At 52.6% G+C, this 25,105-nt stretch carries 17 protein-coding genes and 2 pseudogenes; 7 read left to right on the plus strand and 12 right to left on the minus strand.

Annotated features, from left to right (window positions below; genetic code table 11):
• The first annotated feature begins 296 nt into the window (after positions 1-296).
• From mnmC to ACZ3GY_RS08455, 7 genes and pseudogenes are all read left to right on the plus strand, one after another.
• Positions 297-2,255 (plus strand): bifunctional tRNA (5-methylaminomethyl-2-thiouridine)(34)-methyltransferase MnmC2/FAD-dependent 5-carboxymethylaminomethyl-2-thiouridine(34) oxidoreductase MnmC1, encoded by a 1,959-nt coding sequence (mnmC, locus tag ACZ3GY_RS08425; protein ID WP_465909661.1) that lies wholly within the window; start codon positions 297-299, stop codon positions 2,253-2,255.
• A 355-nt stretch (positions 2,256-2,610) separates the two neighbouring features.
• Positions 2,611-3,054: an REP-associated tyrosine transposase gene (locus ACZ3GY_RS08430; protein WP_465909662.1), complete on the plus strand. Its 444-nt coding sequence runs from the start codon at positions 2,611-2,613 to the stop codon at positions 3,052-3,054.
• A 509-nt stretch (positions 3,055-3,563) separates the two neighbouring features.
• Positions 3,564-5,333 carry an N-acetylglutaminylglutamine amidotransferase gene (locus tag ACZ3GY_RS08435; RefSeq protein ID WP_465909663.1) on the plus strand — a complete coding sequence of 590 codons (1,770 nt, stop codon included), beginning with the start codon at positions 3,564-3,566 and terminating at the stop codon, positions 5,331-5,333.
• Between the two features lie 133 nt (positions 5,334-5,466).
• Positions 5,467-7,209 carry an N-acetylglutaminylglutamine synthetase gene (gene ngg / locus ACZ3GY_RS08440; protein ID WP_465909665.1) on the plus strand — a complete coding sequence of 581 codons (1,743 nt, stop codon included), beginning with the start codon at positions 5,467-5,469 and terminating at the stop codon, positions 7,207-7,209.
• Positions 7,210-7,551: 342 nt separating this feature from the next.
• A complete protein-coding gene (locus ACZ3GY_RS08445) occupies positions 7,552-8,742 on the plus strand; it encodes an osmoprotectant NAGGN system M42 family peptidase (RefSeq protein ID WP_070882972.1) in 1,191 nt (396 codons plus the stop codon).
• Positions 8,743-9,213: 471 nt separating this feature from the next.
• Positions 9,214-9,990 (plus strand): annotated as a pseudogene (locus ACZ3GY_RS08450) (PAS domain-containing protein); the annotation flags it as partial.
• Positions 9,991-10,089: 99 nt separating this feature from the next.
• Positions 10,090-10,527, plus strand: a pseudogene (locus ACZ3GY_RS08455) (methyl-accepting chemotaxis protein); the annotation flags it as partial.
• 120 nt (positions 10,528-10,647) lie between these two features.
• Here the strand turns inward: ACZ3GY_RS08455 and ACZ3GY_RS08460 are convergent.
• From ACZ3GY_RS08460 to ACZ3GY_RS08515, 12 genes are all read right to left on the minus strand, one after another.
• Complete coding sequence (locus tag ACZ3GY_RS08460; RefSeq protein WP_465909666.1) at positions 10,648-12,663, minus strand: polysaccharide biosynthesis protein; 2,016 nt, start codon at positions 12,661-12,663, stop codon at positions 10,648-10,650.
• A gap of 232 nt (positions 12,664-12,895) precedes the next feature.
• A complete protein-coding gene (locus ACZ3GY_RS08465) occupies positions 12,896-13,345 on the minus strand; it encodes a hypothetical protein (protein ID WP_465909667.1) in 450 nt (149 codons plus the stop codon).
• A 60-nt stretch (positions 13,346-13,405) separates the two neighbouring features.
• Entirely contained in the window at positions 13,406-14,581 is a 1,176-nt protein-coding gene (locus ACZ3GY_RS08470) for a DegT/DnrJ/EryC1/StrS family aminotransferase (protein WP_465909668.1), read from the minus strand.
• Positions 14,582-14,592: 11 nt separating this feature from the next.
• On the minus strand, positions 14,593-15,210 hold the full coding sequence (locus tag ACZ3GY_RS08475; RefSeq protein WP_465909669.1) for an acetyltransferase: 618 nt from the start codon (positions 15,208-15,210) through the stop codon (positions 14,593-14,595).
• Complete coding sequence (locus ACZ3GY_RS08480) at positions 15,207-15,851, minus strand: sugar transferase (RefSeq protein ID WP_465909670.1); 645 nt, start codon at positions 15,849-15,851, stop codon at positions 15,207-15,209. Before ACZ3GY_RS08480 ends, ACZ3GY_RS08475 begins: the two co-directional genes overlap by 4 nt.
• On the minus strand, positions 15,829-18,819 hold the full coding sequence (locus ACZ3GY_RS08485) for a CDP-glycerol glycerophosphotransferase family protein (protein ID WP_465909671.1): 2,991 nt from the start codon (positions 18,817-18,819) through the stop codon (positions 15,829-15,831). The genes ACZ3GY_RS08480 and ACZ3GY_RS08485 overlap by 23 nt, the downstream gene beginning before the upstream one ends.
• A gap of 374 nt (positions 18,820-19,193) precedes the next feature.
• The gene (locus tag ACZ3GY_RS08490; RefSeq protein WP_465909672.1) at positions 19,194-20,570 is read right to left on the minus strand and encodes a hypothetical protein; all 1,377 of its coding nucleotides are present in this window, start codon (positions 20,568-20,570) and stop codon (positions 19,194-19,196) included.
• Positions 20,548-21,678 (minus strand): hypothetical protein, encoded by a 1,131-nt coding sequence (locus ACZ3GY_RS08495; protein WP_465909673.1) that lies wholly within the window; start codon positions 21,676-21,678, stop codon positions 20,548-20,550. The genes ACZ3GY_RS08490 and ACZ3GY_RS08495 overlap by 23 nt, the downstream gene beginning before the upstream one ends.
• A 125-nt stretch (positions 21,679-21,803) precedes the next feature.
• Entirely contained in the window at positions 21,804-22,331 is a 528-nt protein-coding gene (locus tag ACZ3GY_RS08500; protein ID WP_465909674.1) for a hypothetical protein, read from the minus strand.
• Complete coding sequence (locus ACZ3GY_RS08505; RefSeq protein ID WP_465909676.1) at positions 22,328-23,185, minus strand: hypothetical protein; 858 nt, start codon at positions 23,183-23,185, stop codon at positions 22,328-22,330. Before ACZ3GY_RS08505 ends, ACZ3GY_RS08500 begins: the two co-directional genes overlap by 4 nt.
• The gene (locus tag ACZ3GY_RS08510; RefSeq protein ID WP_465909677.1) at positions 23,178-24,137 is read right to left on the minus strand and encodes a Gfo/Idh/MocA family oxidoreductase; all 960 of its coding nucleotides are present in this window, start codon (positions 24,135-24,137) and stop codon (positions 23,178-23,180) included. Before ACZ3GY_RS08510 ends, ACZ3GY_RS08505 begins: the two co-directional genes overlap by 8 nt.
• Positions 24,134-25,105 (minus strand): Gfo/Idh/MocA family oxidoreductase, encoded by a 972-nt coding sequence (locus ACZ3GY_RS08515; protein WP_465909678.1) that lies wholly within the window; start codon positions 25,103-25,105, stop codon positions 24,134-24,136. Before ACZ3GY_RS08515 ends, ACZ3GY_RS08510 begins: the two co-directional genes overlap by 4 nt.

The raw sequence follows: 25,105 nt of genomic DNA on the forward strand, positions 1-25,105 counted from the left end.
CGCGAGGCTCGATCCAGGCGGAGGGTGTAGGAGATTCTATGTCCAGGCTTGGGATTGTAGTCGGCCTCGCTTGCGCACGAATCGGGGGCACGACACGGGTCTTCGCAATGGCCACTATCGCATTGTAGGAGCCGCGACCCCGCGGCGAATCGTATGAGCAACGCCAAAATCGCGTTATGGCCACCATCATTCGCGCCGAGGTCGGCGCTCCTACGCGATACGCCAGCCTTATACGCGCTCGCTCTGCACATCGCCCCTGCTAGAATCGCCGCCCTGCCTGCTCCAGGAACGCCACGATGGCCGATCAACACGCACAACTCGACTGGGACGAACAGGGCCAACCCTCGTCGCGCCAATACGCCGATGTCTATTTCTCTCGGGAGAACGGCCTGGAAGAGACGCGTTATGTGTTCCTGACCAATAATGACCTGCCACAACGCTTCGCGGCACTGCAACTCGGCGAGCAGTTAGTGATCGGCGAAACCGGGTTCGGCACCGGCATGAACTTTCTATGCGCCTGGGAGCTGTTCGATCAACAGGCCGTTGCCGGTGCACGGTTGCATTTCGTCAGCGTGGAAAAACACCCGCTCACTCATACCGACCTGAAGCGCGCGCTGGCCTTGTGGCCGTCATTACAGAGCTATAGCGAGCAATTGCTGGCTGGCTATGTCGGTGTCAACGCAGGCTTCCAGCGCCTGGTTTTCGACGCTGGCCGCGTGGTGCTGACACTGATGATCGGTGACGCCCTGGCCATGCTGCCGCAGCTTGGTGCGCGGATCGACGCCTGGTTTCTCGATGGCTTCGCTCCTGCCAAGAACCCCGAGATGTGGACGCCCGAGCTATTTGCCCAACTGGCCCGGCTAAGCACGCCGGAAACCACGCTTGGCACCTTCACCTCTACCGGTTACGTTCGCCGAGCGCTTAAAGAAGCTGGCTTTCAGATCAAGCGCGTACCGGGCCTTGGCAAGAAATGGGAAGTCATGCGCGGCACCTTCGGCGGTGCAGCCAGCACCTTGAGCAAGCCCTGGTTCGCGCGCCCTGCGTATCGCCCTGTCGAACGCCGTGCTCTGGTGATCGGCGCGGGGCTCGCTGGTTGCGCCAGCGCAGCCAGCCTTGCCGCACGCGGCTGGCAGGTAGATGTGCTGGAACGCCACGCAGCCATCGCCCAGGAAGCCTCGGGGAACCCGCAGGGCGTGCTGTACCTCAAGCTTTCCGCTCACGGCACAGCGTTGTCGCGATTGATCGTCGATGGCTTCGGTTACACACGCCGCCTGCTTGAGGCCCTGCACAAAGGGCAGGACTGGGACAACTGCGGCGTACTGCAACTGGCGTTCGACGAGCGTGAAGCGCAGCGTCAGGCCAAGCTCGCTGCTGCCTTTCCCGAAACATTACTGACCCAGGTGGATCGTGACGAGGCCGAACGCCAGGCTGGCATTGGGCTGGCAAGCGGCGGGCTGTTCTATCCCGACGCCGGTTGGGTTCACCCGCCAGCCCTCTGCCAGCACCTGATCGATCATCCAAACGTGAGCCTGCATGTCTTTAAACACGCCTTGCAGCTCAAACGCGTGGACGGAGAATGGCAAGCCTGGAGCGGTCAACAAATGATCGCCAGTGCAGCGGTGGTCGTGCTCTGTGGCGCAGCGGATATCACCCACTTCGAGCAAACCGCACAACTGCCGCTCAAGCGCATCCGCGGGCAAATCAGCCGGCTGCCTGCATCGCCCGCAAGCACCACGCTGCGCACGGTCGTGTGCGCGGAAGGTTATGTGGCGCCGGTTCGCCATGGCGAGCACACCCTGGGGGCCAGCTTCAACTTCGATAGCGATGACCTGACGCCGAGTAGCGCCGAACACGCTAGCAATCTGGATCTGCTTAGAGAGATATCCAGCGACCTGGCCAAACGCCTGCGGGTCGACACGCTGGAGCCGAATACGCTGCAAGGTCGCGCGGCCTTTCGCTGCACAAGCCCGGATTATCTGCCTATCGTCGGACCGCTAGCCGCCCCCGATGCCTTCGCCGAGGCCTACGCCGTGCTGGCCCGCGACGCCCGCCAGGTGCCGCAAGTACCTTGCCCCTGGCAGGAAGGGTTGTACATCAACAGTGGTCACGGCTCCCGTGGGCTGATCACCGCACCGCTGTCCGGCGAACTGATCGCCGCCTGGCTGAATGACGAACCACTGCCAGTGCCCCAGGACGTCGCCGAAGCCTGCCACCCCAACCGATTCATGCTTCGGCAGCTGATCCGCAAGGGCTGATATCTACCGATTGGCGCGGCGCGCCAATAAGTTGCGGCCTTACCGCAAGTCAGGCGCTGCCCTCGCGATTCGCCGCGGGGCCGCGGCTCCTACAATGGTGATCGCAATGCCGCATCCGTAGGAGCGTCGCCCCCGGCGCGAATGATCGAGGCCGCGCCGCGATTTCGGTGTTGCCCTTGCGATTCGCCGCGGGGTCGCGGCTCCTACAGTGGTGATCGCAATGCCGCATCCGTAGGAACGTCGCCCTCGGCACGAATAATCGCGGCCGCACTGCAGATCCCTGTTGTTTGCCAAAAACGAATGCGCCGGTCGCGAACGACACTAGCGAAACACGTAGATCCAAGGAGGGATTAATGTGAACGCCAATCACCGATTTGCCCATCGACTTCGCTTGGGAAGGTACTCAGCCCATGGCCAGGTTTACCTGATAACCACGGTGACTCAGGATAGAAAACCTGTCTTCGCTGACTTTCACCAGGCAAGAATGCTGATCAACGTAATCAAGCAAGACGCTGTGGCGGGTACACACACGACGCTATGTTATGTGGTGATGCCTGATCACCTGCATTGGCTCTTTCAGTTACAGCAAGGAACCTTGTCGCAGCTGGTCGGGAGAGTGAAGTCGCTGTCGGCGAGACGTATCGGTGAGCCAATCTGGCAAAAGGGTTTTCACGATCACGCCGTGCGTAAAGAGGACGATGTACTTCACATCGCGCGTTACATCGTAGCCAACCCATTGCGCGCTGGATTGATAGAGCGAATAGGCGACTATCCCCATTGGGATGCAGTCTGGCTATAGCGGGCATGCCGCAATTGTGGCGCCGCCCATGCGATTCGCCGCGGGGTCGCGGCTCCTACAATGGTGATCGCAATGCCGCATCCGTAGGAGCGTCGCCCCCGGCGCGAATGATCGCGGCCGTGCCGCGATTTCGGTGTTGCCCATACGATTCGCCGCGGGGGCGCGGCTCCTACAATCGTGATCGCAGCACCGTATCCGTAGGAGCGTCGCCCCCGGCGCGAATGATTGTGGCCATGCCGCGATTTCGGCGTTGCCGCCAGCACTGGCTGCAAGGGAGGCTTCGCAAGCCGTGCACCACCTGCCCCGTCATTTTATTGAACATTCCTGCGCCGAGGTGACTCGAAAAAGCTCGGGACTGCTGTGCTGCCGATGGCGCGCATCGGTTCCATTGATGCTCGATCATCTCCGGTGCGCTCTGGAGCGTGCTGGAACTCAGAACCGGTACACAACTGGTACGGACTGACGTTAAGGAGGAACAGAGCCCAGGAAATACGCGGGCTTTATAGACTATGTGCGGAATAGCAGGCGAACTACGCTTCGATAACCAACCGGCCGACCTGGCCGCCGTTGAACGTATCACTCACCACCTCGCCCCCCGTGGCCCGGATGCACACGGCTTCCACAGCCGCGGCCCGGTTGCCTTCGGCCACCGCAGGCTGAAGATCATGGATCTCGCCGAGGCCTCGGGCCAGCCGATGATCGACAACGATCTCGGCCTGTCGATGGTCTTCAATGGTGCCATCTACAACTACCCGGAATTGCGCGGCGAGCTGGAACAGCTCGGTTATCGCTTCTTCTCGGGTGGCGATACCGAAGTGCTGCTCAAGGGCTACCACGCCTGGGGCGCCGACCTGCTGCCCAAACTTAACGGCATGTTCGCCTTCGCCATCTGGGAACGCGACAGCCAACAGCTGTTCATCGCCCGGGATCGCTTGGGCGTGAAACCGCTGTACCTCTCCAAGACCAAAGATCGCCTGCGCTTCGCTTCAAGCCTGCCAGCACTGCTGAAAGGCGGCGATATCGGTAAGACCCTCGACCCCATCGCGCTCAACCACTACCTGAATTTCCATGCTGTGGTACCGGCTCCACGCACCATTCTTGCGGGTGTCGAGAAGCTGCCGCCAGCGACCTGGATGCGCGTCGACATTAACGGAAAGGTCGAGCAAAAAATCTGGTGGACACTGAACTTTGGCCCGAACGCGGACGAAGCCAACTTCACCTTTGAAGACTGGCGCGATGCCACCCTCGACGGCATGCGTGAAGCCGTATCGATTCGCCAGCGTGCAGCGGTCGATGTCGGCGTACTACTTTCCGGCGGCGTCGATTCCAGCATGCTGGTCGGCTTGCTGCGCGAGGCTGGTGTCGACAACCTGCTGACCTTTTCCATCGGTTTCCAGGATGCCGGTGGCGAGCGTGGCGACGAGTTCCAGTACTCGGATCTGATCGCCAAACGCTTCAGCACCCAGCATCACCAGTTGCGCATCGGTGAGAACGAAATTCTCGACCAGTTGCCAGCCGCCTTCCGCGCCATGAGCGAGCCGATGGTCAGCCACGACTGCATCGCCTTCTACCTGCTCTCGCGCGAAGTAGCCAAACATTGCAAGGTGGTGCAAAGCGGCCAGGGTGCGGATGAGCTGTTCGCCGGCTACCACTGGTATCCATTGGTCGACGGCGCCGAAGACGCTTTCAGCGCCTATCGCAAAGCCTTCTTCGACCGCGAGCACGATGAATATGCAGCCTGCGTGCAACCCGCCTGGCTGACCGATGACGTGGCCGGTGAGTTCGTCCGCCAGCACTTCGCTCAGCCGGGTGCCGACGCAGCCGTGGACAAGGCCCTGCGCCTGGACAGCACAGTGATGCTGGTCGACGACCCGGTCAAACGCGTCGACAACATGACCATGGCCTGGGGCCTCGAAGCCCGTACGCCATTCCTGGATTACCGCCTGGCCGAATTGTCCGCTCGCATCCCGGGTCAGTTCAAACTACCCGAAGGTGGCAAGTACGTACTCAAGGAAGCTGCGCGCAAGGTCATCCCTTCCGAGGTCATCGACCGCAAGAAGGGGTACTTCCCGGTGCCGGGCCTCAAGCACCTGGAGGGCGCGACGCTCGGTTGGGTTCGCGATCTGCTGGTCGACCCGGCGCATGACCGCGGCATCTTCAACCCGCAGATGCTCGACCGCCTGCTGACCGACCCGCAAGGCCAACTGACGCCACTGCGCGGCTCGAAGCTATGGCAGATGGCAGCACTCAACCTGTGGCTGAGCGAACAGGGACTGTGATCGACGACGGGGGAGCCAGTGGCTCCCCCGCAACCCAACAGGAATGACCGAATCCGCCTCGATGCGGATCCGCAGACAGGTCAACCGATAGCCGGCGCATGCCGGACATGCGAAAGCAAAGGAACACTCTCCAATGCGAGCCACTGCCCACAATCAACGCCTCCTTCGAGGTCAATCCCCCTCCTACGAGCGCCTGCAGGCCCGCTTCGCCGAAGAACATGGCGATGGCATCAGCCAGCCGCAGATCGTGCATTGCGGGTGGGGTCGACTGCTGATCGGGCACACCTTCCCCGATGCATCGGTGCTGGCCGAAGAGTTGCTCAGCGAGCAGCCCGGTGAGCGTGACATTGCCCTCTACGTAGCAGCGCCACAACAGGTGCTGTCCTACGCGCCACAGCAACTGTTTCTCGACCCGTCGGACACCCTACGCCTTTGGTTCAGCGACTACCGTCAAGCCCGACGCGGCTTTCGTGGCTTCCGCGTACGTCGCGCGCAGACGCCAGCCGACTGGCAGGCGATCAACTGCCTGTACCAGACCCGCGGCATGCTGCCCATCGATACAGAAAAACTGACTCCGCGTCACCAGGGTGGCCCGGTCTACTGGCTGGCAGAAGATGAAGACAGCGGCGCAGTGATTGGCAGCGTGATGGGCCTCAATCACCAGAAGGCCTACCACGACCCGGAACTCGGCAGCAGCCTGTGGTGCCTGGCGGTCGACCCCACCTGCAGCCGCCCCGGCGTTGGTGAGGTGCTGGTGCGCCACCTGATCGAACACTACATGAGCCGCGGCCTGAGCCACCTCGACCTGTCCGTGCTGCACGACAACGGCCAGGCCAAAAAACTGTATGCCAAGCTGGGCTTCCGCGAGCTGCAGACCTTCAGCGTCAAACGCAAGAACGGCATCAACCAGACGCTGTTCCTCGGCCCCGGCCCTGACGACAACCTCAATCCTTACGCGCGCATCATCGTCGACGAGGCGCGCCGGCGCGGTATCGACGCACAGATCGATGACGCCGAAGCCGGTCTGTTCACCCTCAGCCAGGGTGGCCGGCGCATCCGCTGCCGCGAATCGCTGACTGATCTGACCAGCGCCGTGACCATGACCCTGTGCCAGGACAAGCGCCTCACCCACCGCACCCTCAGCCGCGCCGGCCTCAGCCTGCCGGCACAGCGCCTGGCAGGTAGCGCTGAAGACAATGCGGCATTTCTCGCCGAACACGGCAGCCTGGTGGTCAAGCCGGTAGACGGCGAACAAGGCCAGGGCGTGGCCGTCGACCTGCGCACGCCAGCCGATGTGCAAGCCGCCATCGAGCGCGCCCGCCCCTTCGACGAACGCGTGTTGCTGGAGAGCTATCACGAGGGTTTCGACCTGCGCATCGTGGTGATTGGTTTCGAAGTGGTCGCCGCCGCGATCCGCCGCCCGGCAGAAGTAATGGGCGACGGCCGCCATACCATCGGCGAATTGATCGACGCGCAAAGCCGTCGCCGCCAGGCTGCCACAGGTGGCGAAAGCCGCATTCCCAAGGATGCTGAAACCCTGCGAACCCTGCACGCGGCCGGCTTCGACTACGACAGCGTGCTGCCCCAGGGCAAGCGCATGGCCGTACGCAAGACAGCCAACCTGCACACCGGCGGGATTCTCGAGGACGTCACCGGCATCCTCCATGCCACGCTCGCCGAAGCCGCTATCAAGGCCGCTCGTGCGCTGGATATCCCGGTAGTGGGCCTCGACCTGCTGGTGCCGGCAGCGGATCAGCCCGAGCACGTGTTCATTGAAGCCAACGAACGCGCCGGCCTCGCCAATCACGAACCGCAGCCCACCGCAGAGCGCTTTATTGACCTGCTATTCCCGCTCAGCCATGGCGTAGGCGATTGAGCATAACGCGAGCTATCGGAGGTATCCGCCAGTTGCGGCGCATCGCGTAGGAGCGTCGCCCCGGCGCGAACGACAGCGGCCATACCGCAATGTCGGCATAGCCCAAACGATTCGCCGCGGGGGGCGCGGCTCCTACAACGGGGTGCAATTCACACCATGTAGGAGCGTCGCCCTCGGCGCGAACAAAGGCGCCGATAACTCCAAAGCTCTTTGAAACCCTCACAGCCATCGCAGGTCAGCATGTAACACAGACCTGATTTTACCGTCCGTCGACAGGCGTCAAAGCATTCACCCAAGACTGACGCCGCTCGGCGGCCCATCCCCGTCATAGATGGAGATCCCATGTCGCAAATTCCTGAACCAGACCTCGAGTACATGCAGAAAGTACTGCTGGAAATGCTCGCCATTCCCAGCCCAACCGGCTTCACCGACACCATCGTGCGCTATGTCGCCGAGCGCCTGACGGAAATCGGTATTCCTTTCGAAATGACCCGGCGCGGCACCATCCGCGGCACACTCAAAGGCCGCCGTTACAGCCCCGATCGGGCGGTGTCTGTGCACCTCGACACCATCGGCGCGATGGTGCGCGAAATCAAGGACAACGGTCGCCTGTGCCTGACCGCCATTGGCTGCTGGTCGAGCCGCTTCGCCGAAGGTAGCCGCGTCAGCGTATTCAGCGACCACGGCGTACTGCGCGGCAGCGTGCTGCCCCTGCTGGCGTCTGGGCACGCCTTCAACACCGAAGTGGATCAGATGCCAATCTCCTGGGATCACGTCGAACTGCGCCTGGACGCCCTGGTCGCCAGCCGTGCCGACTGCGAAAGCCTAGGCGTATCCGTCGGCGACTTCGTGGCCTTCGACCCACTGCCCGAGTTCACTGAGAGCGGCCACATCAGCGCTCGTCACCTGGACGACAAAGCCGGCGTCGCCGCGCTGCTCGCCGCCCTCAAAGCGGTAGTAGAAAGCGGCCAAGAACCACACATCGACTGTCACCCGCTATTCACCATCACCGAAGAAGTTGGCTCCGGTGCTGCTGCAGCCCTGCCATGGGACGTCAGCGAATTCGTCGGCATCGACATCGCCCCGGTCGCCGCAGGCCAACGCTCTACCGAGCACACCGTCAGCGTGGCCATGCACGACTCCGGCGGCCCTTACGACTATCACCTGTCTAGGCAACTGCTGCGGCTGGCGAGCGAGAACGAGATTCCGGTACGCCGCGACCTGTTCCGCTACTACCACAGTGATGCTCAATCGGCGGTCACTGCGGGCCACGACATCCGCACCGCGCTGATCGCCTTCGGCTGCGACGCTACCCACGGCTACGAACGTACCCATATCGACAGCCTCGCCGCCCTCTCCCGCCTGCTGGGTGCCTACCTGCTCAGCCCGCCGGTATTCGCCAGCGACGCCCAACCAGAAAACGGCTCATTGGAACGATTCAGCCACCAGTTGGAGCATGACGCGCAAATGGAGCCGGACACCCGAGTACCGACCGTCGATAGCCTGGTGGGTAACAGAGAAAGAGACAGCTAGACGCTTGCACCTTTACGACCGCCGCCTAGATAGGCGGCTCGAACAAAAGATAACGTCCAATTGCTGTCGCATCAGTGGCTGCCTTCCTGACTCACACAAGTAGAGTCAGGAAGGCCTACCAAACAGTCGGGCGTACCAAGTGGCGCTTGAAGCCCAACCTATCTGCGTTAACGGTACTCACATCACGCATCACCGATATACCGCCTGGAGACTTGCGCAGAATGAGTCATGCCGCTATCCAACTGAAACGCCTCATTGTTTAAGCCTCAAAGCCACCACAGGTAACGCTGCAGGTGCGAATACGTACAAAGCTTATGGATGGCTGCAAGTGCTAGCGCGCCGAATGGCTCTTTTTAATTTTTAAGACGCGACACAAACATGAATCATGTTTTGAGGCTCTTAAGATATTTTTCAGGTATCAGCTAATATTGCCGATAGCACGTTATTACCCTCTCATGGATTGGTACGGTCATGTTCAATACTCGCTTGAAAAAGGAATTACAGGCGCTGCAAGCTGAAGTTTCAGTGTGTCGCCAACTGATTAAGGGCATAGAGACATGTCTAGTACGGTCAGTGCTTGATAGCCAGTATCGCGTTGTAGAGGTTAACGACGCATTTCTGAACATGCTCGGTTGCCAAGCCGATCAGGTACTGGGTAAGCCCATAGATACGTTCATCCCACCGTATGTCAGGCAAATGGACTGCTACCGTAAATTGCTGGACAGCGTGAACAATCACGATTCCGTCATTGATACGTACCGTTTTCAGCGCGCAGACGGCAGCTTGGCCTGGTTCAGGGGCCTTTGGCAGCCCATTGTTGATGAGAACGGTCAACTGCAAAGCATCCATGCTTTTGGTTCGAACATCACCGAGACTGTCGACGTCTCAGCGGAGAATGCTGCGTTCATAAAAGCACTCCTGCGCTCCTCAGCAGTCATTGAATTTGACCTTAGCGGCCAGGTTTTGACCGCAAACGATCAGTTCCTAAACGCCATGGGCTACAGCCTTGCGCAGATAAAGGGCAAGCATCACAGCATCTTCTGCGATTCCGCCGAGAAAACTTCAGAGCAGTACAAAGAATTCTGGGCCACCCTTAATCGGGGTGACTTCGTCGCGGATCGCTTCAAACGATTGGACAGCAATGGTCGAGTCGTGTGGCTCGAAGCAACCTACAACCCCGTGCACAACGCACAAGGCCAGCTATATAAAGTCGTGAAGTTCGCCACGGTGATCACTGAGCAGCTGGCCCGCGAAGAGGAGGTCAGTCACGCGGCAACCATCGCCTTTGATATTTCACAGCAGACCGATGTCAGCGCACGACGTGGTGCTGAGGTTGTACAGAACACAGTACAAACGATGCGAAGTATCTCCGATGAACTGCAGTCCGCCTCAGCTGGAATTGAGGCGCTGGGCAAACAATCGCTGTTGATCAGCTCGATAGTCCAAACCATCGGCGGCATCGCCCAGCAGACCAACTTGCTGGCGCTAAACGCTGCCATCGAAGCAGCCCGAGCAGGTGAGCAAGGTCGCGGTTTCGCGGTGGTGGCCGACGAGGTTCGCCAGTTGGCAGGTCGCACCAGCACGGCGACCGAGGAAATCGTAACCGTGGTTCAGCAAAACCAGAGCTTAACCGACGCAGCCATTCACGGCATGGCTAACAGCCGAGGAAAAGCGGAACAGGGATTGATGCTGGCCAATGAAGCAGGCTCAGTGATCATCGAGATCCAGGAAGGTGCACGACAGGTCGTCGGCGCCGTAGGTCGATTCACAAATCAGCTGAAATAGCGGTCTCTCGTTGCAACCAATAAAACTGAGGGTGCTCGCCATAACATAAGATCCATGGCCTTAGGAGGCGCCCCCCGCGCAGAATCGTGAGGGCAATGCCGAAACTAAGGCCGAAGCGCCCTACTCCAACGGCTTTTTCGCCGCGCGGCGCAGATGCATCCAATCCACTATTTCACCCTCTGGGGTGTAGCCGCTAACAGTATCGCGCAGCAATTGCCGAACGCGGTCGTAATCGTCCTGCTCAACCGCCTTGATAAGATCGGCCATGACCCCCTTGAAGGTCTCCCACGGCAGGTGCTCTTCATTGGCACGCATGATCATCGGGTGATCGGTGGGGCTCACGTTGTCGCCGATCAGCAACTCTTCATAGAGTTTCTCACCAGGACGCAAGCCGGTGAACTCGATGGCGATATCGCCACTGGGGTTATCGTCCGACGCTACGCTAAGGCCAGTGAGATGAATCATCTTTTCGGCCAACTCGGCAATCTTCACGGGCTGCCCCATATCCAACACGAACACATCTCCGCCCTTGCCCATGGAGCCCGCCTGGATTACCAGCTGCGCAGCCTCGGGAATGGTCATGAAGTAACGAGTGATGTTCGGGTGAGTAACCGTGACCGGCCCACCTTTACGGATCTGCTGATAAAAGCGTGGAATCACAGAGCCGGAAGAGCCCAACACGTTGCCGAACCGCACCATTGTGAATCGGGTCTTGTTGACCTGATGAAGCCCCTCTTTGTCTCCGAACAACACGGGCGCAGTTTCCAGACTCAGCGCCTGCAGCACCATCTCAGCCAAGCGCTTGGTACTACCCATTACATTAGTGGGACGTACAGCCTTATCGGTGGAAATAAGAACGAAGTGCTCAACCCCAGCACACAGAGCAGCCTGAGCCGTAAACAGTGAACCTAAAACGTTATTCAGCACGCCCTCTGCGACATTGTGTTCGACCATCGGCACATGCTTGTAAGCTGCTGCGTGATAAACGGTGTTTACCCCCCAAGCGCGCATCAACTCCACCTGGCGATTCTGATTGCGTACCGACCCCAGAATTGGCACCAAGCGCACCGCCAGAGAGTCACGGCGAATTCGCTGTTCCAGCTCGCTGTGAATTTCGTAGAGGTTGTACTCGCTATGCTCGAACAGCAGCAGCGTCTTCGGGCCGGTCGTAATGATCTGCCGACATAGTTCGGAACCAATGGAGCCGCCGGCACCAGTCACCATAACCACTTGACCACGAATGCAGCGTTCGAAGAGCGCCTTCTGTGGTGGTACTGCATCACGCCCCAAGAGGTCAGCGACCTCAACCTCCTGAACGTCCTCTACCTTCACGCGGCCGCTTGCCAAGTCCATGAACCCGGGCACAGTACGAACGTGCAAAGAAAACTGCCGAAGCGTCTCCAGCACCTCACGCCGCCGAGTACGGGACGCGGACGGCATCGCCAGCAGGATTTCCACAACGCCAGTTTCATCGATCATTTGCTTAATATGCTTGGCCGAATAAACCCGAAGCCCAGCAATTGTTCGATTAGTGATGCTGGTATCGTCATCAATAAAGGCAACAGGCCGCATGGCACGCCCCATGCGCAGCGCCGCAGCCAACTGATTACCCGCGGAGCCGGCTCCATAAATAGCAACCTTAGGCAGATGCGCATCGCGGCTGCTGAAACTGAAAGGCTGTTCAGGCGAGAACCAATCTCCCATAAAGTAGTAGCGCATGCAGAGGCGCAATCCGCCAATTAGCATTAAGCTCAGCCACCAATAATTGAAAACCATTGAACGCGGTATAATCGCAGGCGCATCACGGTGCCAATACACGGCCAAGGCGAGAAGTAACGCGGACAGAGAAACGGCCTTGAAGATCGCCATCAGCGCGTCGTTACCGAAATATCGCATCACCGCCCTATACATGCCAAAACGCACGAATAACGGGATGGACACGACTGGCGCAAGCGCGAACAACCACATATGTCCCTTGAATGGGTGAATATTGTTGAAATCCCCCAAGCGCACCACGAAAGCCAACCACAATGCGATCCACAGCAGTAATATGTCCACAGCCACCTGCAAAACCCGCTTGTGGCGGCGCGGCAGTGCCACTAGGCGAGCACGGACGTTTTCAGCAACCCTTAACACAAAATATCCTCATATTCCTTGAGCGGCCGAAACCACCCCATACATGGGGCTAACCGGGAAATTTCACGGAAGAAGCTTTGTCGCCATCCTCTTCACTGGATCAGCCTCCAACCAATTAGAAGCCAGTTAGGTATCATCGATAGCATCTACTCCACCCGAATGACCCTTAGCAAACCAGCATACAGGCATGGTGCTCAGCACAACACTCGGGTTCAAGCAGAACAGTCCCCAATCAGCCTGCAGCTTTCCAAGTGAATATAACCTGGGATTTTACCGCTGAACCCTCAGCTTTCACGGTGTGCACTGTATAAGTAGCAGTGACAGGGGCGATTCCTTTCTTTATATAGTTAACAACAAAGCGCCCTGGGATTTCGGCCCGAACCCGCCGCGCATAGCCAGCCTTGGCAAGTTGCGCAAAAACCGAGCCCTCGACGGACATCAAGCTATCGTTAGAATGAATGGTGTAGCGATCAAACTCACCGCGCTCATTTTGCAGAAATTGATATTGAAACAAACGACCAACGGAAGATATTTCACTGCCGTCTGGCAATTGAATCCGATTCAACTCCAAAGTGGCATCTTTCGAGGCGTACTGAACATCGGATACCGCTGAGACCGTTGCTGGTTCACAACCAGCCAGCAAAAAAACAGATGCGGCAAAAACAGAAAAAATTCCTTTCACGTCAATCTTCCTTATCGTAAATCTCGAATGTGAAAACCCATAATAGAGCGATGCATGAAGCTAGCCTGCGGCCTGGTTCATCACATCTGTCAATACCTGGCAGGTTTTCTGAATTTCCGACTCGGATAATGTTGGGTGAACCAGAAACATCAGACTATTCTCGCCCAACGCCTTGGCGACAACCAATGGCTTAACAGGCCTCCAATTCGTATTATCGAATGCCTTCTCAAGGTATACCTCGGAACAGGAACCCGAAAAACAGGGCACGCCTTGTGACACCATTTCTCCGAGGATACGATCACGCGACCACCCGGCCTTAAGCTGATCGGGTTCGACAAATACATAGCATTTATAGGCGGCATGCGTGACAGCTTCGGGAATCAGGGGTACACGCAATCCCGGCAAGCGTCGGGCAACGGACCAGATTTTCTCGGCATTATCTGAACGCGCAGCTTGCCAGTCAGACATACGACGCAATTGAATCCGACCAATTGCCCCTTGGGTCTCCATCATGCGCCAGTTAGTGCCGAAGCTATCGTGTAACCAGCGAAATCCAGGAGCATGCTCTCGCTCATACACGGCCTCCCAACTTTTGCCATGATCCTTGTAAGACCACATCCGCTTCCAAAGTGCGCGGTCGTTGGTAGTAACCATCCCACCCTCGCCTCCAGTAGTCATGATCTTGTCTTGGCAAAATGACCATGCACCCACATGGCCGATAGACCCCACGGAGCGCCCTTTATAAGTAGCTCCATGTGCCTGCGCGCAGTCCTCGATGACCTTCAGATCATACTCGCTGGCAAGCGCCATAATCGAATCCATGTCGCAAGGCCAACCCGCAAGATGTACACAAATGACGGCACGAGTTCGGGGTGTCAATACGGCACGAATCGTTTCAGCAGTGATGTTCTGTGAGTCGGCATCTACATCTGCAAAAATAGGTGTGGCACCAGCAGTTACAATCGAAGACGCCGACGCAAGGAAGGTTCTCGACGTGACCACCACTTCATCACCAGTGCCGATACTTAATGCTTTCAAGGCCAAGTCGAGCGCGACGGTACCGTTGCTCAACGCAATGGCGAACTCGCTATCAGCCCATTGTGCAAATTCCTTCTCGAAATTGCGGCACTCTTGGCCAGTCCAGTAATTAACCCGGTTGGAGAGAATGACGGCGCGAACCGCGTCAGCCTCCTCTTCGGTAAAGCTTGGCCAAGGGGAAAAAGAAGTACCTAACATAAGCCTCGTGCTTACCTCATCCTAATTGCGGGCACGCCAGCAACCGTGGCGTTATCCTCTACATCCTTAATTACAACAGCCCCAGCAGCGACCATGGCAGAGGCGCCGATATGTATTTGCTGCCGTACTGAGGCACCGACTCCAACCCAGCTACGCTTGCCAACAAACACTTCGCCTGCCAAGCGCACGCCTGGAGAAATATGCACGCCGTCCTCCAGCACGCAATCGTGATCGACGCTAGCTGACGAGTTTACGATGCAGGCAAAACCGATACAGGCCCCTGCATTCACCACACTACCGGGCATGATAACAGAAGCGTCTCCGACCCGGGCGTACCGACTGACGATCGCTAATGGGTGTATCAGGGAGGGCACAACCACTCCTTCGGCCAGCAGGGCTTGGCCTTTATCAAGGCGTATACGATTATTTCCAATGGCGACGAAAGCGCCATCAAAATCTTCCTTGCAGCGCAACAGATCGATGAACGTCCCGCCATAAGGGAGCCCTAAAGTAGCCCCCTGTTTAGGCGTAGCATCATCAAAAAATATCACCTCCCAGCCACAACACTCTGCAACGTCAGCCACGACTCTGCCGTGGCCGCTCGCGCCAAAAACCGCAAGTTTTTTCACTGGTCGTTACCCTCGAAACGAACAGACGTAACGTGTTCCTGCGAAGAAATCCCCTCTCGCTTGAAGACCTTACTTACCGTCAAGAACAAAATCTTCAAGTCCAACCAAAAGGAATGATTCTCGACATACCAAATATCCAGTTCGAATTTTTCTTGCCAGCTCAAGTTGTTCCGTCCATTTACCTGAGCCCATCCGGTAATGCCCGGTTTGACATCATGTCGACGCATTTGCCGTTCATTGTAAAGCGGCAGATAGTCCATTAGCAGAGGGCGAGGCCCGACCAAACTCATATCCCCCTTAAGCACGTTGAACAATTGTGGTAACTCATCGAGACTGGTACTGCGCAAAAATCGACCGATACGAGTCATGCGCTCCGCATCCCCGATACCCAGCAAGCCATCAGCCTCCAGTTTGTGCATGGTTCTGAACTTGTAAACTGTAATAGGCTTTCCTTTATAACCAGGACGTTGCTGGTTAAAAAAAATAGGGTGTCTAAGATCAAAATAAACAATAGCAATAAGTATCAAAAACAATGGAGCACCCAAAATTAGAGATACCGCGGCAAGAAAAATATCGAAAACTCGTTTCATACAATCTAAACTCATCAAATTTATAAACTTAAGGCGCTCCGACACCGTCATGATAAAATCCTACACAACGTGAAATATCAAGAACCCTACTCCCTGCACATCCATCACCAAGCTCAGGATTTTCAAGAAGGTAGGGAGCCACCTCAGCAACCTTAGATCTCGTCAAGCCACTTATATAAACACACATTTCATCAAGACTATATACAACATCGGCAATACCAAGAGCACCAAAATCAAGCACAGGTTGGTCACCGGAAATCAATACGCTTAGCACCTTCTTACGCAGCACTGCCGCTTCTAGACCAACATTACTAAACTGAGTAACAACCACATCAGAAGCAACGATCAATTTATACAGATGTCCAGACTGCGTAACTAATACCTGAGAGGTCTTATTGTAAATTCGAACAAGCTCCATGAGATTATTGACTGAACTAACAGGGCTACGCGGATGAATTTTTATAATCAAGTACATCAAAGAAGATAGGGACGATATCAATCTTTCCGCAATGTCCAAGCTATAACCACCATCCCCATGCTGCTCCGCAAAAAAAATAACGAACTTATCTAACCCAATTTTGTACTCAGCGCGCGGACCATCAGGAGCGCGATCAACAACAGCTGAAAGCTGATTATCCATCATTAACGACCCAATGCGATATAGACGCTGGTCTCGTTCACGCTGGTGAAAATCAACATATAAATCAAGCTGATCCCGCGTAATTGCGCAATAGCTATCAGCCAAACTTCCTTTGTACCTCGGCATTGGAGATATAAAGAAAGCTTGCACATCTACAGTTTTCAGGCCTGAGCGAGAAGCTATTAAAGTGAGCGCACGCGAAACCGGCGCACGTCCAGGTATCGTCACGACGGAAGACAGCGCTCTCCCATCAAAATAGGACAATGCAATATCAATTTGAGCCTTGAGCCTTAACAACCTACTAGATAAGTAATTATTAAACACATGATGAAAAAGCTGTGAGTAAGCATAAAACTCTCCCCCCGGCCTCAACCTACTTAACACCATACCTTCTAAGTCTGGAAATACGAAACCAAAAGGACGCCTGCCTCCGGACAACTCATCATCAACAAGCACATTCCGGTCAGAAAAAAAAGAGCGACCTATAAGCCTATCACCCAGATTCAGAATATAATTAATTTTATAATCTGAAGCATTTAGAATCTCAACCGCAGACTTATAGTAAGCAGCATCCCCCAGCGAAGCGAGAAGCAACATGGCATCTTCATCACCAGAATCAGCAGAATCAGCAGAATTCAACCTATAACTTGAATAGCTTTTTATTGCAGCGGACAGATTATACGAAGGTAAATCAGCTCTCGCAGCAAACGAAAAATAACGACCCCGATCAAAAACTCCATAATCACGCTCCAATATACACTCGACACCCAACACTACTCTAAGCGCATGTGCGATAGAGCAGGCAAAAGAAAACTCATGCAACCTGTATGGAACAACAACACGGCTAAATCCCGAGACCTTTACATATTCGATCAAGGTTACTAGTCTTTTAACATGCCCGTAAAACAGATCTTCAAGCGCAAGAGCAAACACTTCCGTTATGAATTTTTTCTGCCATCCATCAAATCCTGACAACCTAGAAAACTCATCGAAATAATCAAGACTTACTTGATTACAGACGCCATACGCCTTCATATCTAATGGCGACCCTGGACTTGGCATAAGCATAGATATTGAAACTACCTTTGAAGGCTCAAAGTCAATATCGACCTGCCGAATAGCGCCGTACTCCAAGACTGCTTCAAACTGATACTTATGGTTCAATCTTGAGAAATAGGCGCTTGACAATTTAGAGCTGGCAACTAAAAGCGCCCCTTGGGTTGGATAGCTCTCAACTGAAGATTCTGCAAAATATAAGCCCTCTTGAAGGACAGCCTCTTTCTGCAAAAAACCGATTGCCGACAAAAAGTCACGAGACAAAAACTTATCGCACTCGACTTCACCTAAAGACTCATGGAGACGTTCTATAAAAACCTCCCAGCCCTCATCACCACAACGACCCTGAAAGCTTTTGATCAAATCAAATACCGGGATTAATGATGAATTAGGAAACAACAACCTGCTTTCCACATGATCTAAGAGGTCGTGTTGCTTACCAAGGAATAAGAATTTCTCCCTATAATAAAGCTCGATAAACTGAGCAAACTCAAAATGAGTTAAAACTTTCCGATCAGGTTTGGAAGTTTCAGTATCACTAATAACCTCACGATAGATAACCTGGAAAATTTTAGCGTATAAGCTTTCCTGACCATTACTAAAGCTAGGTAGACTTGCAAGCCCAATCCCTTCAGAATTAAATGCTTCAAAAATCTCTAATTGATCTGAAAATGCTTGAGATAAAAACAATTGATCATTCAAGTAGTCCATGGCAGTTCCCTGACCAAGGCGCGCGATGGATATCAGATACTTCTTATTTACCTGCAGGTTATTTGGATTGCACTCAATACATACCCCAGCCAAAACCCTCAACACATGCCAATGTCTTTCCAAATACAAAGTATTTATTAACTTATAGAGACAAGAAAATGACCAGCTAGAATCTTTGTTTCCAACAACAAACTCCTTAAACCGATCAAGCTCTCTAATCTCAAAACCACTAACAAGCTTAACAAGCAGGCTACTATTAAGATCATCGTAGACTTTAAGCCTTGGGGAAACAAAGCGTGCTCGATACAAAACTCTAGAAAGCTTGCAGTGCAATTGGTACGACGATCTCAGCTCTATATTTCTAACTAAGATGTAGAACCCTCTTGCAGTTAAACGATTAGACTGGAAATCAGAAATAAGCTGTCCTTCTATATATCCCCGAACATCTTCATCAGATAATTTCCCAGAAAAGAACCTATTATCCATTGTTATAAGCCGATACACGTATCGATCATTCCTGAACCCCAAAAGAATATTCGAACGATACGTCCAGCCCATAATTTTACGATAGGATTTTTTCAAAAATCGCTTTAATGCAAGAACCAGAGACATGAAGCATTATTCCCTAATATAAATTCCAGATTGTGCATAACTTAACAACCGCAATATCAACAAAAAGCGAATCAGAAACGACACCTGTACGCTCTTGTAATTCCACTCGTAAATTTAGTGGCCAATCGTATCAACTGGATGCCCCTAGCACCACCATCAAACTAGCTCAGAACACCTCTCACTCTGCCAAAGCATGGCGGCAGTATAAAATCAGCAATAAATAGAATTTAAACGCAGTAGCATTTTATAGATTACTATTTTCCTGGCGCCACGTTAAATATTAATTCTTGTCAGATAACCACTCAAAACGAAATACTCATAAGCCATAGTTGAAGATAACCACTGCAGAATTAGCCATATCGCGCATCATTAAATTAATTCGATAGGTGCTGCAGCACTTCACTCGCCTCAGGTGCAAATATAACATCCCCCTTATCAATATACTCTTTAAAATAGTCCAGTGCATTACTAGAAACAACAATGGACTTCACACCCTGAAAATAAGCATCAATAACTGCACCAGACCATTCAGTAAGATGAACATCTACATACTTCATAATTAATTGTATTGGCATATCTGAAACCTGATCAAAATATACATTAGGATAACAAGCGGTGAGCTCGGCATAGCTCTCATCTTTTTCAAGGACAAACCCGGGATGCGTTCTTATTAAAAAACAACATGCCGGCCCAGCACCTTTCATCACATCAACAAACAGACGAGCAAGCACACTGGATTGCATTGTAATTAGCACTACTTTTCTGTAAGTTTTAATTTTGGTAAAAAAGTCAGACCACTGCCTTTCAGCCGCAGCTAAAAGTGAATGTTCTAGAATATACTCACGCCATAAACTACCAGTCACAACAGCGCTGTGTCGAGTTGTCCGTTGCGCCCATTGAGTTATAGCCTCGGCATCAAATGGAGTCCAACAAAAAAAAGTGTCCGGAAGAGTCGTGTAGCCTTGCACTGGGAGATTGTGCCAGCCGGCGTACGCCCTCATACTCCCGCCCGCAACACCATGTTGAATATCCGCTATAGGAATTCCTAATTTTCGGCAGGATGCACAGAGCGCCATTCCTAAAGCAGAATAATAGCAAACTACATAAGCCCTTTCAGGCTTGACCCGCCTCAAAATCAGATAAAAAATCTTACTTGCCACCAAACAAAAAAGAATATTTCTAGAAATCTGTCTCTTTAAAGCTTTACGACTAACTGAACTATCCGTGACCATTGGAGCAGAGGCAATTTCATTGAATATGAGCTCAACATATCTAGACAAGCCTGGGAAGAACTTCAATATAAATATAAACCTTGCTAAGCTAGCTGCCAGTAATAAAACCGCAAATACCGACTGACAATGCTCCCGCCCTACAACAGCCTTATCAACAGACAAATTTTGCAGCGCAACCACAGCAGACTCACCCTTGAGCCTCGCTGTTTCGCTTAGTACATGCGCATCTTTCAGATACACTAAACCAGATATACTCTCTGAAAATTTAGTATCCGAAAGAATAAACACATTGGACTTCTTAAACGAAAACAATGTCAAAACTGATCTTGCGATATCCATTAACGAAGCGCTAGAAATATTATACCCCGTGCCTGCCTGTTGACTAGATTTAGGCAAAACCATGGACAATAAAGTATTCCTAACCACGGGCCAGCAATCGACTCCGTAGATATTATAATTGAGATTATCGTAGCTGGATTCAAATCTCTTGATCCATTCAAGCGACTGCTTTGGATTCACAACACGCCACCATTCTTTTAAAAATCAACTCTGATGGTAATTCAGATTCTATCGCTGCGCGCAGCATTATTTGTTTTGCAAGTTGAGTGGACTGGCTTTTGAGGCGCTCAATAATTTGGCTGACTCTATCAATATCCTCAGTTACATACCCGTCTTGACTCACTATCCAGTCCTGCTTAGTTTTATCCAGGATTGATGCACTTCCTAGATAAAAGGTGACTCGTCCACTTTTCAGGGCAAGGTCGCATAGGTTCGAGAAAAAACCCATAACGACGTGCGACCTAGAGAGACTAGCACTCCAGTCATCGACAATGGAAAAGCTGCTTAATTGAACCGGGCTAAATGCAGAACCACGAGGATGAAGCTTCACCCTAAGAACTACATCCGATTCATTATTTAATTTTTCAAGCATAGTGTAGCAAGCTTGTAGATACTGCTCGGTGTACTCGCCACGCTGTTGAACGGGCTGATCTACGAAAAGTACGTTTAGCCTATCTTCCTCAAATAGTTTCTCATTACATAGCCGGCTAGTGTGGTACTCGAACTCTGGCGAGCCAGTAACCTCTATACTAGTTACCTGCATATTTAGCTTTTTGTATATGAACTTGCTCAAGTCATCGTAGACGAAAAAGTTATCCACGCTATAGCCGGAAAAGTGCTGCTGCTCCAGAGAAGCTTGACCGAATTGTAATGCGCTGACCGAGCATCCTGTAGCAGACTGATCGCGTCTAAACCTAAAAGTTGGGAGTTCCACACCACCAGTCAATCCCAACCAATGGCAGCAAGGCAATCCATCATAGATATCTCTAAATGTCCTAATTCGGACTCGGCTAAGGGCGGATAGACATGCAAAATTTATTCGCTGAACTACACTGCCTCGTAATCTGGTAAAATAAATTGCGGCATAAAAAACCGCCCAGACTCTAGTAAAACTCCAGACGCTAGGCTTGACTAGTACTAGATTAAAATTCTCGTCCTTTAGATATTTATCTAAATAGTTTGAGTAAGTACGATAGACGCTAGCACCGCTTGCCCCCCCAAGTGCTACAACTAAACTCACTCGCTGACGATTGTTTAAACAATGATCAATCAATGCGTAAAAACTCATCAGTTTCTGCTGCACACTCGCAGGCCTGACATCTGTCATAATAACATTTAAAAAAACAGGCTCTAAGGAGATTCTCTTATTTGACTGGATGGATATACGCTTAAAATATTGGCAAGCCCGCATTTTTATCGCCCCCTTGACCAGCCAAACTTACGCGAGGAAATCAGTCGATAAAGGAAAAACAATCGACCCAAACCAGGAATCAGCCCCAAAAAGCGTGTGTGAGGCACATAAAACCAGTTTATGTGCACACTGGAAGAAGAAATATCTGCCGCCATCAAGTAGTGGGAAACAACAGTCAAGGATTCAAGGTTTCCTGCATTGAGCCTATGTTGCTTCTGAATATGATCAATTATATTCAGATAGCATCGCGCTTCCACTCTCAGCTCTGACAGGCGTAGAGCACGACGCATGAGAGCGTTGTCACAAGCTGAGTCACTTATATGCTCAATGTTACGTTCGATACAGCGCTCAACAATTACAGACTCTTGTAGAACATTTAGCTGAGGATTATCCAAACGCGAGCAGGCTATTGGCAGTTTAGGCAATAACGACTCTTGGGCAGAAAAGTAATAGATATGGTCAACTTCTAGCTCAACCAACTGCCATGCGGTTATAGCATTTAGCGGCCCGAGCACAACTGCCCACTTCATTTCGTATCCGGTTTAGAAAGCAAAACGCTGTACACAGCAGCCAGGCTCTTGTTGTAGGCGCCCGCCCTCAAAACAATGCTTGCAAATGACTTTATTTGCAAAAAAGCAACTCCGGTCAAAATGGCCATATAGCCAACCTGACTACCGTGTGAAGAAAAATAAAGTTTGGTAGCAATAAGGCTGAGAACGATGGAAATAGATATTATTGAAATAATCGCTAACGCTATGTAGTTAGGCAACAATAGCACCTTGTAAAAACCCAGATGTTCTTCACTTCCCACATAGCTATCCAACTTATTTCGTGTCGAGACTGGTTTATAACGCTTTGCAGAAAAAATAACTCCTTTTCTAAGAAGCCATATTCCGGAGCATACAATGAACAAAAAAACTATCAAGGAATAGGGTGTTATGAATGCCCATAACATGGAAACCGCAATAATCAACCCCAATGGCACAACAACGTCGAGAACTGATATCATCAATTTAACGATATTTTTCAAATCCCCCTTTGTCATGGGTTTCTTGTCAGCGGTACTTTTCTCAACGACTACACACTCAAACTTGAATGTAGCTTTCAATGCACACATCTTTGAAAATAATGAAAAAACCGTGGAACACATAAAACCTACCGCACCAATACAGGGATAGACATAGGATTCCACTGGCATTCCGACAAAACTTAAAACATGCGAATTAACATGGCCGCCCACCCAGCCGAAAATAAACCAGATGGAAGCGACCTGCATTGCAATAAACAGAAAACGAAACCCCATACTTGCTGTTACAAGCATGGGGGCCGCTTTCACAAAATTCACCAGCACAGGTGCCAGTTTACTTTTGTAAAGGCTAAGCATGCGCTGGGTAACCCGCTATTTCGCAGAACCAAGGAAATGCTTCTTGGAGCTCGTCAAGCGAACATAAATGACTTGTATCTACCGAAAGGAAACACTCGATCTGACGATATAAGCCGGGTTTGAACGCTTTCTCAATCTCGTCATCAAGCGGGATTTCCTGCTCTGTCACCGTACCTTTGCGAGTCTCCAGCAACTTTTCTACTGGGCACAAACGCAGCTTGCGCAAGGGGGTAAACAACTCGAGCCACCAGCGACCCGCCGATCCCCAGTCTGAGCCGTAAGAAAAGAGAATGTCATGCTTGCTGATGCCTGCACCGGCGAAAACCTTGGCACTCGGGTGCCATGCCAATCCACCAGTGCGATAGGCCGTGAGCGTTTTAGGCACTCCTGCAAAGTGAAAGGCCAGGTCGATCACGTGGGTGGAGTTGGCCAGCAGCCAGCGAGCCTTCTCATGCGCATCCTTTTCCAGCCCCTCGATAACATGAGCCCACTCGGTAAAGTCGAACTTAACCATCTCGAGACCGCCATCCGCCTCGATGATCTCATGGGCTTTAATAATTGAGCTGAAGAAGCGGCGATTATAAGCGATGAAAACTTGAGCAGCCTTTTCTTTGGCTAACTGACAGGCAGTCTCCAATTGCTGACTGTCGAGCACAAAAGGTTTTTCGACTAGAATCCTTTTGGCTCCCGCGTGCAACAAGCTACATACGTTATCGTACAGTTGAGTCACATTGGTGGTGACGACGCAATGACTGAAAAGGGTGAGATCAAGAGCGGCGAGATTGGCATCCAGGCCACCTGCCAGTGCAGCCACTCCTGTGTCACGCTCGAACGCCTGCACACCGCTCGCACTGCGCCCTACAACCGTTACAGGTGTATCCAACGCCTGCAAAACCTTGATGTACTCCTTGGCCATTGCTCCGCTGCCAACGATCAGAACATTGTTTGTCATGTGATGGGCACCATTTTCATAAGATTTTCTTCATGCTTGACTGCGTACAATGCGTAGGCGGCATCAATAAAGGGCCGATGCAATGCCATTGATTCGGAAAATGCAGTCAACCCACACTGTTGATCCTGAATGATTGCATCGACTAGCGGACCTGTCAGCTCGCTCTGGTAAGGCTGGCGGAAATCCATAATTCGGCTACTACCGTCGCGGCTACTTACCTCTACACGACCTGCAACCTCATCAATCAAATACTCTTCGAGCGGCGTAACGACTCTGATCTTGAAATTGACGCCAGCAGCGGATTCATTACAGTCAATCTTGAACTCTGGCCCTGATGCGAAATTACCGCTAGCAACCCCGAAGAACTCGATATAGTCGCTGCGCTTGCTAGGCACAATATGCTGCACGCCATCCAGATTTATGTCATAGACATGTAGCCCGGCCAAAAAGCTGAACAAGTCAATAAAGTGAATGGCGTTACAGGCCATACCAAAGTTTTCACCTGTAACCTCAACGCTGCAAATGGTCGTATTCGCCAGTAACGAGCGCAACTGGATATAAAATGGGTTGAGACGACGTGGGCAATTCACCCAGGCGCGTGCCGCCTGCAGCTCAATCAATGCAGTGGCCTGGTCAATATCGGATACTGAATTGAACGCCACTTTCTCTAGCACCAAATCTTTAGCCCCCAGAGCCAACACTCGTTTGAGGACATCAAGACGCCCAGTCGCAGGCGTAGCGTCGATAACGATATCGATCACCGGAGGAACTTCATCAAGCGAGCTATGGAAGCTGATGATTTTCTCGGGGAGATCTGTCGTCGCTTGCTGAAAAGCTGTTTTGGCCAGTTCTCGCGCCCCGTCAAACGGCTCCACTACAAAAATACGAGTGGTACTGCGACTGCTTTTCAAGCTTTGTAAATGACGGCGCCCAAGGTTGCCCGCCCCAACCAATAATACATTTTTCAT

The organism is Pseudomonas sp. PME37.24/006, assembly GCF_055556635.1.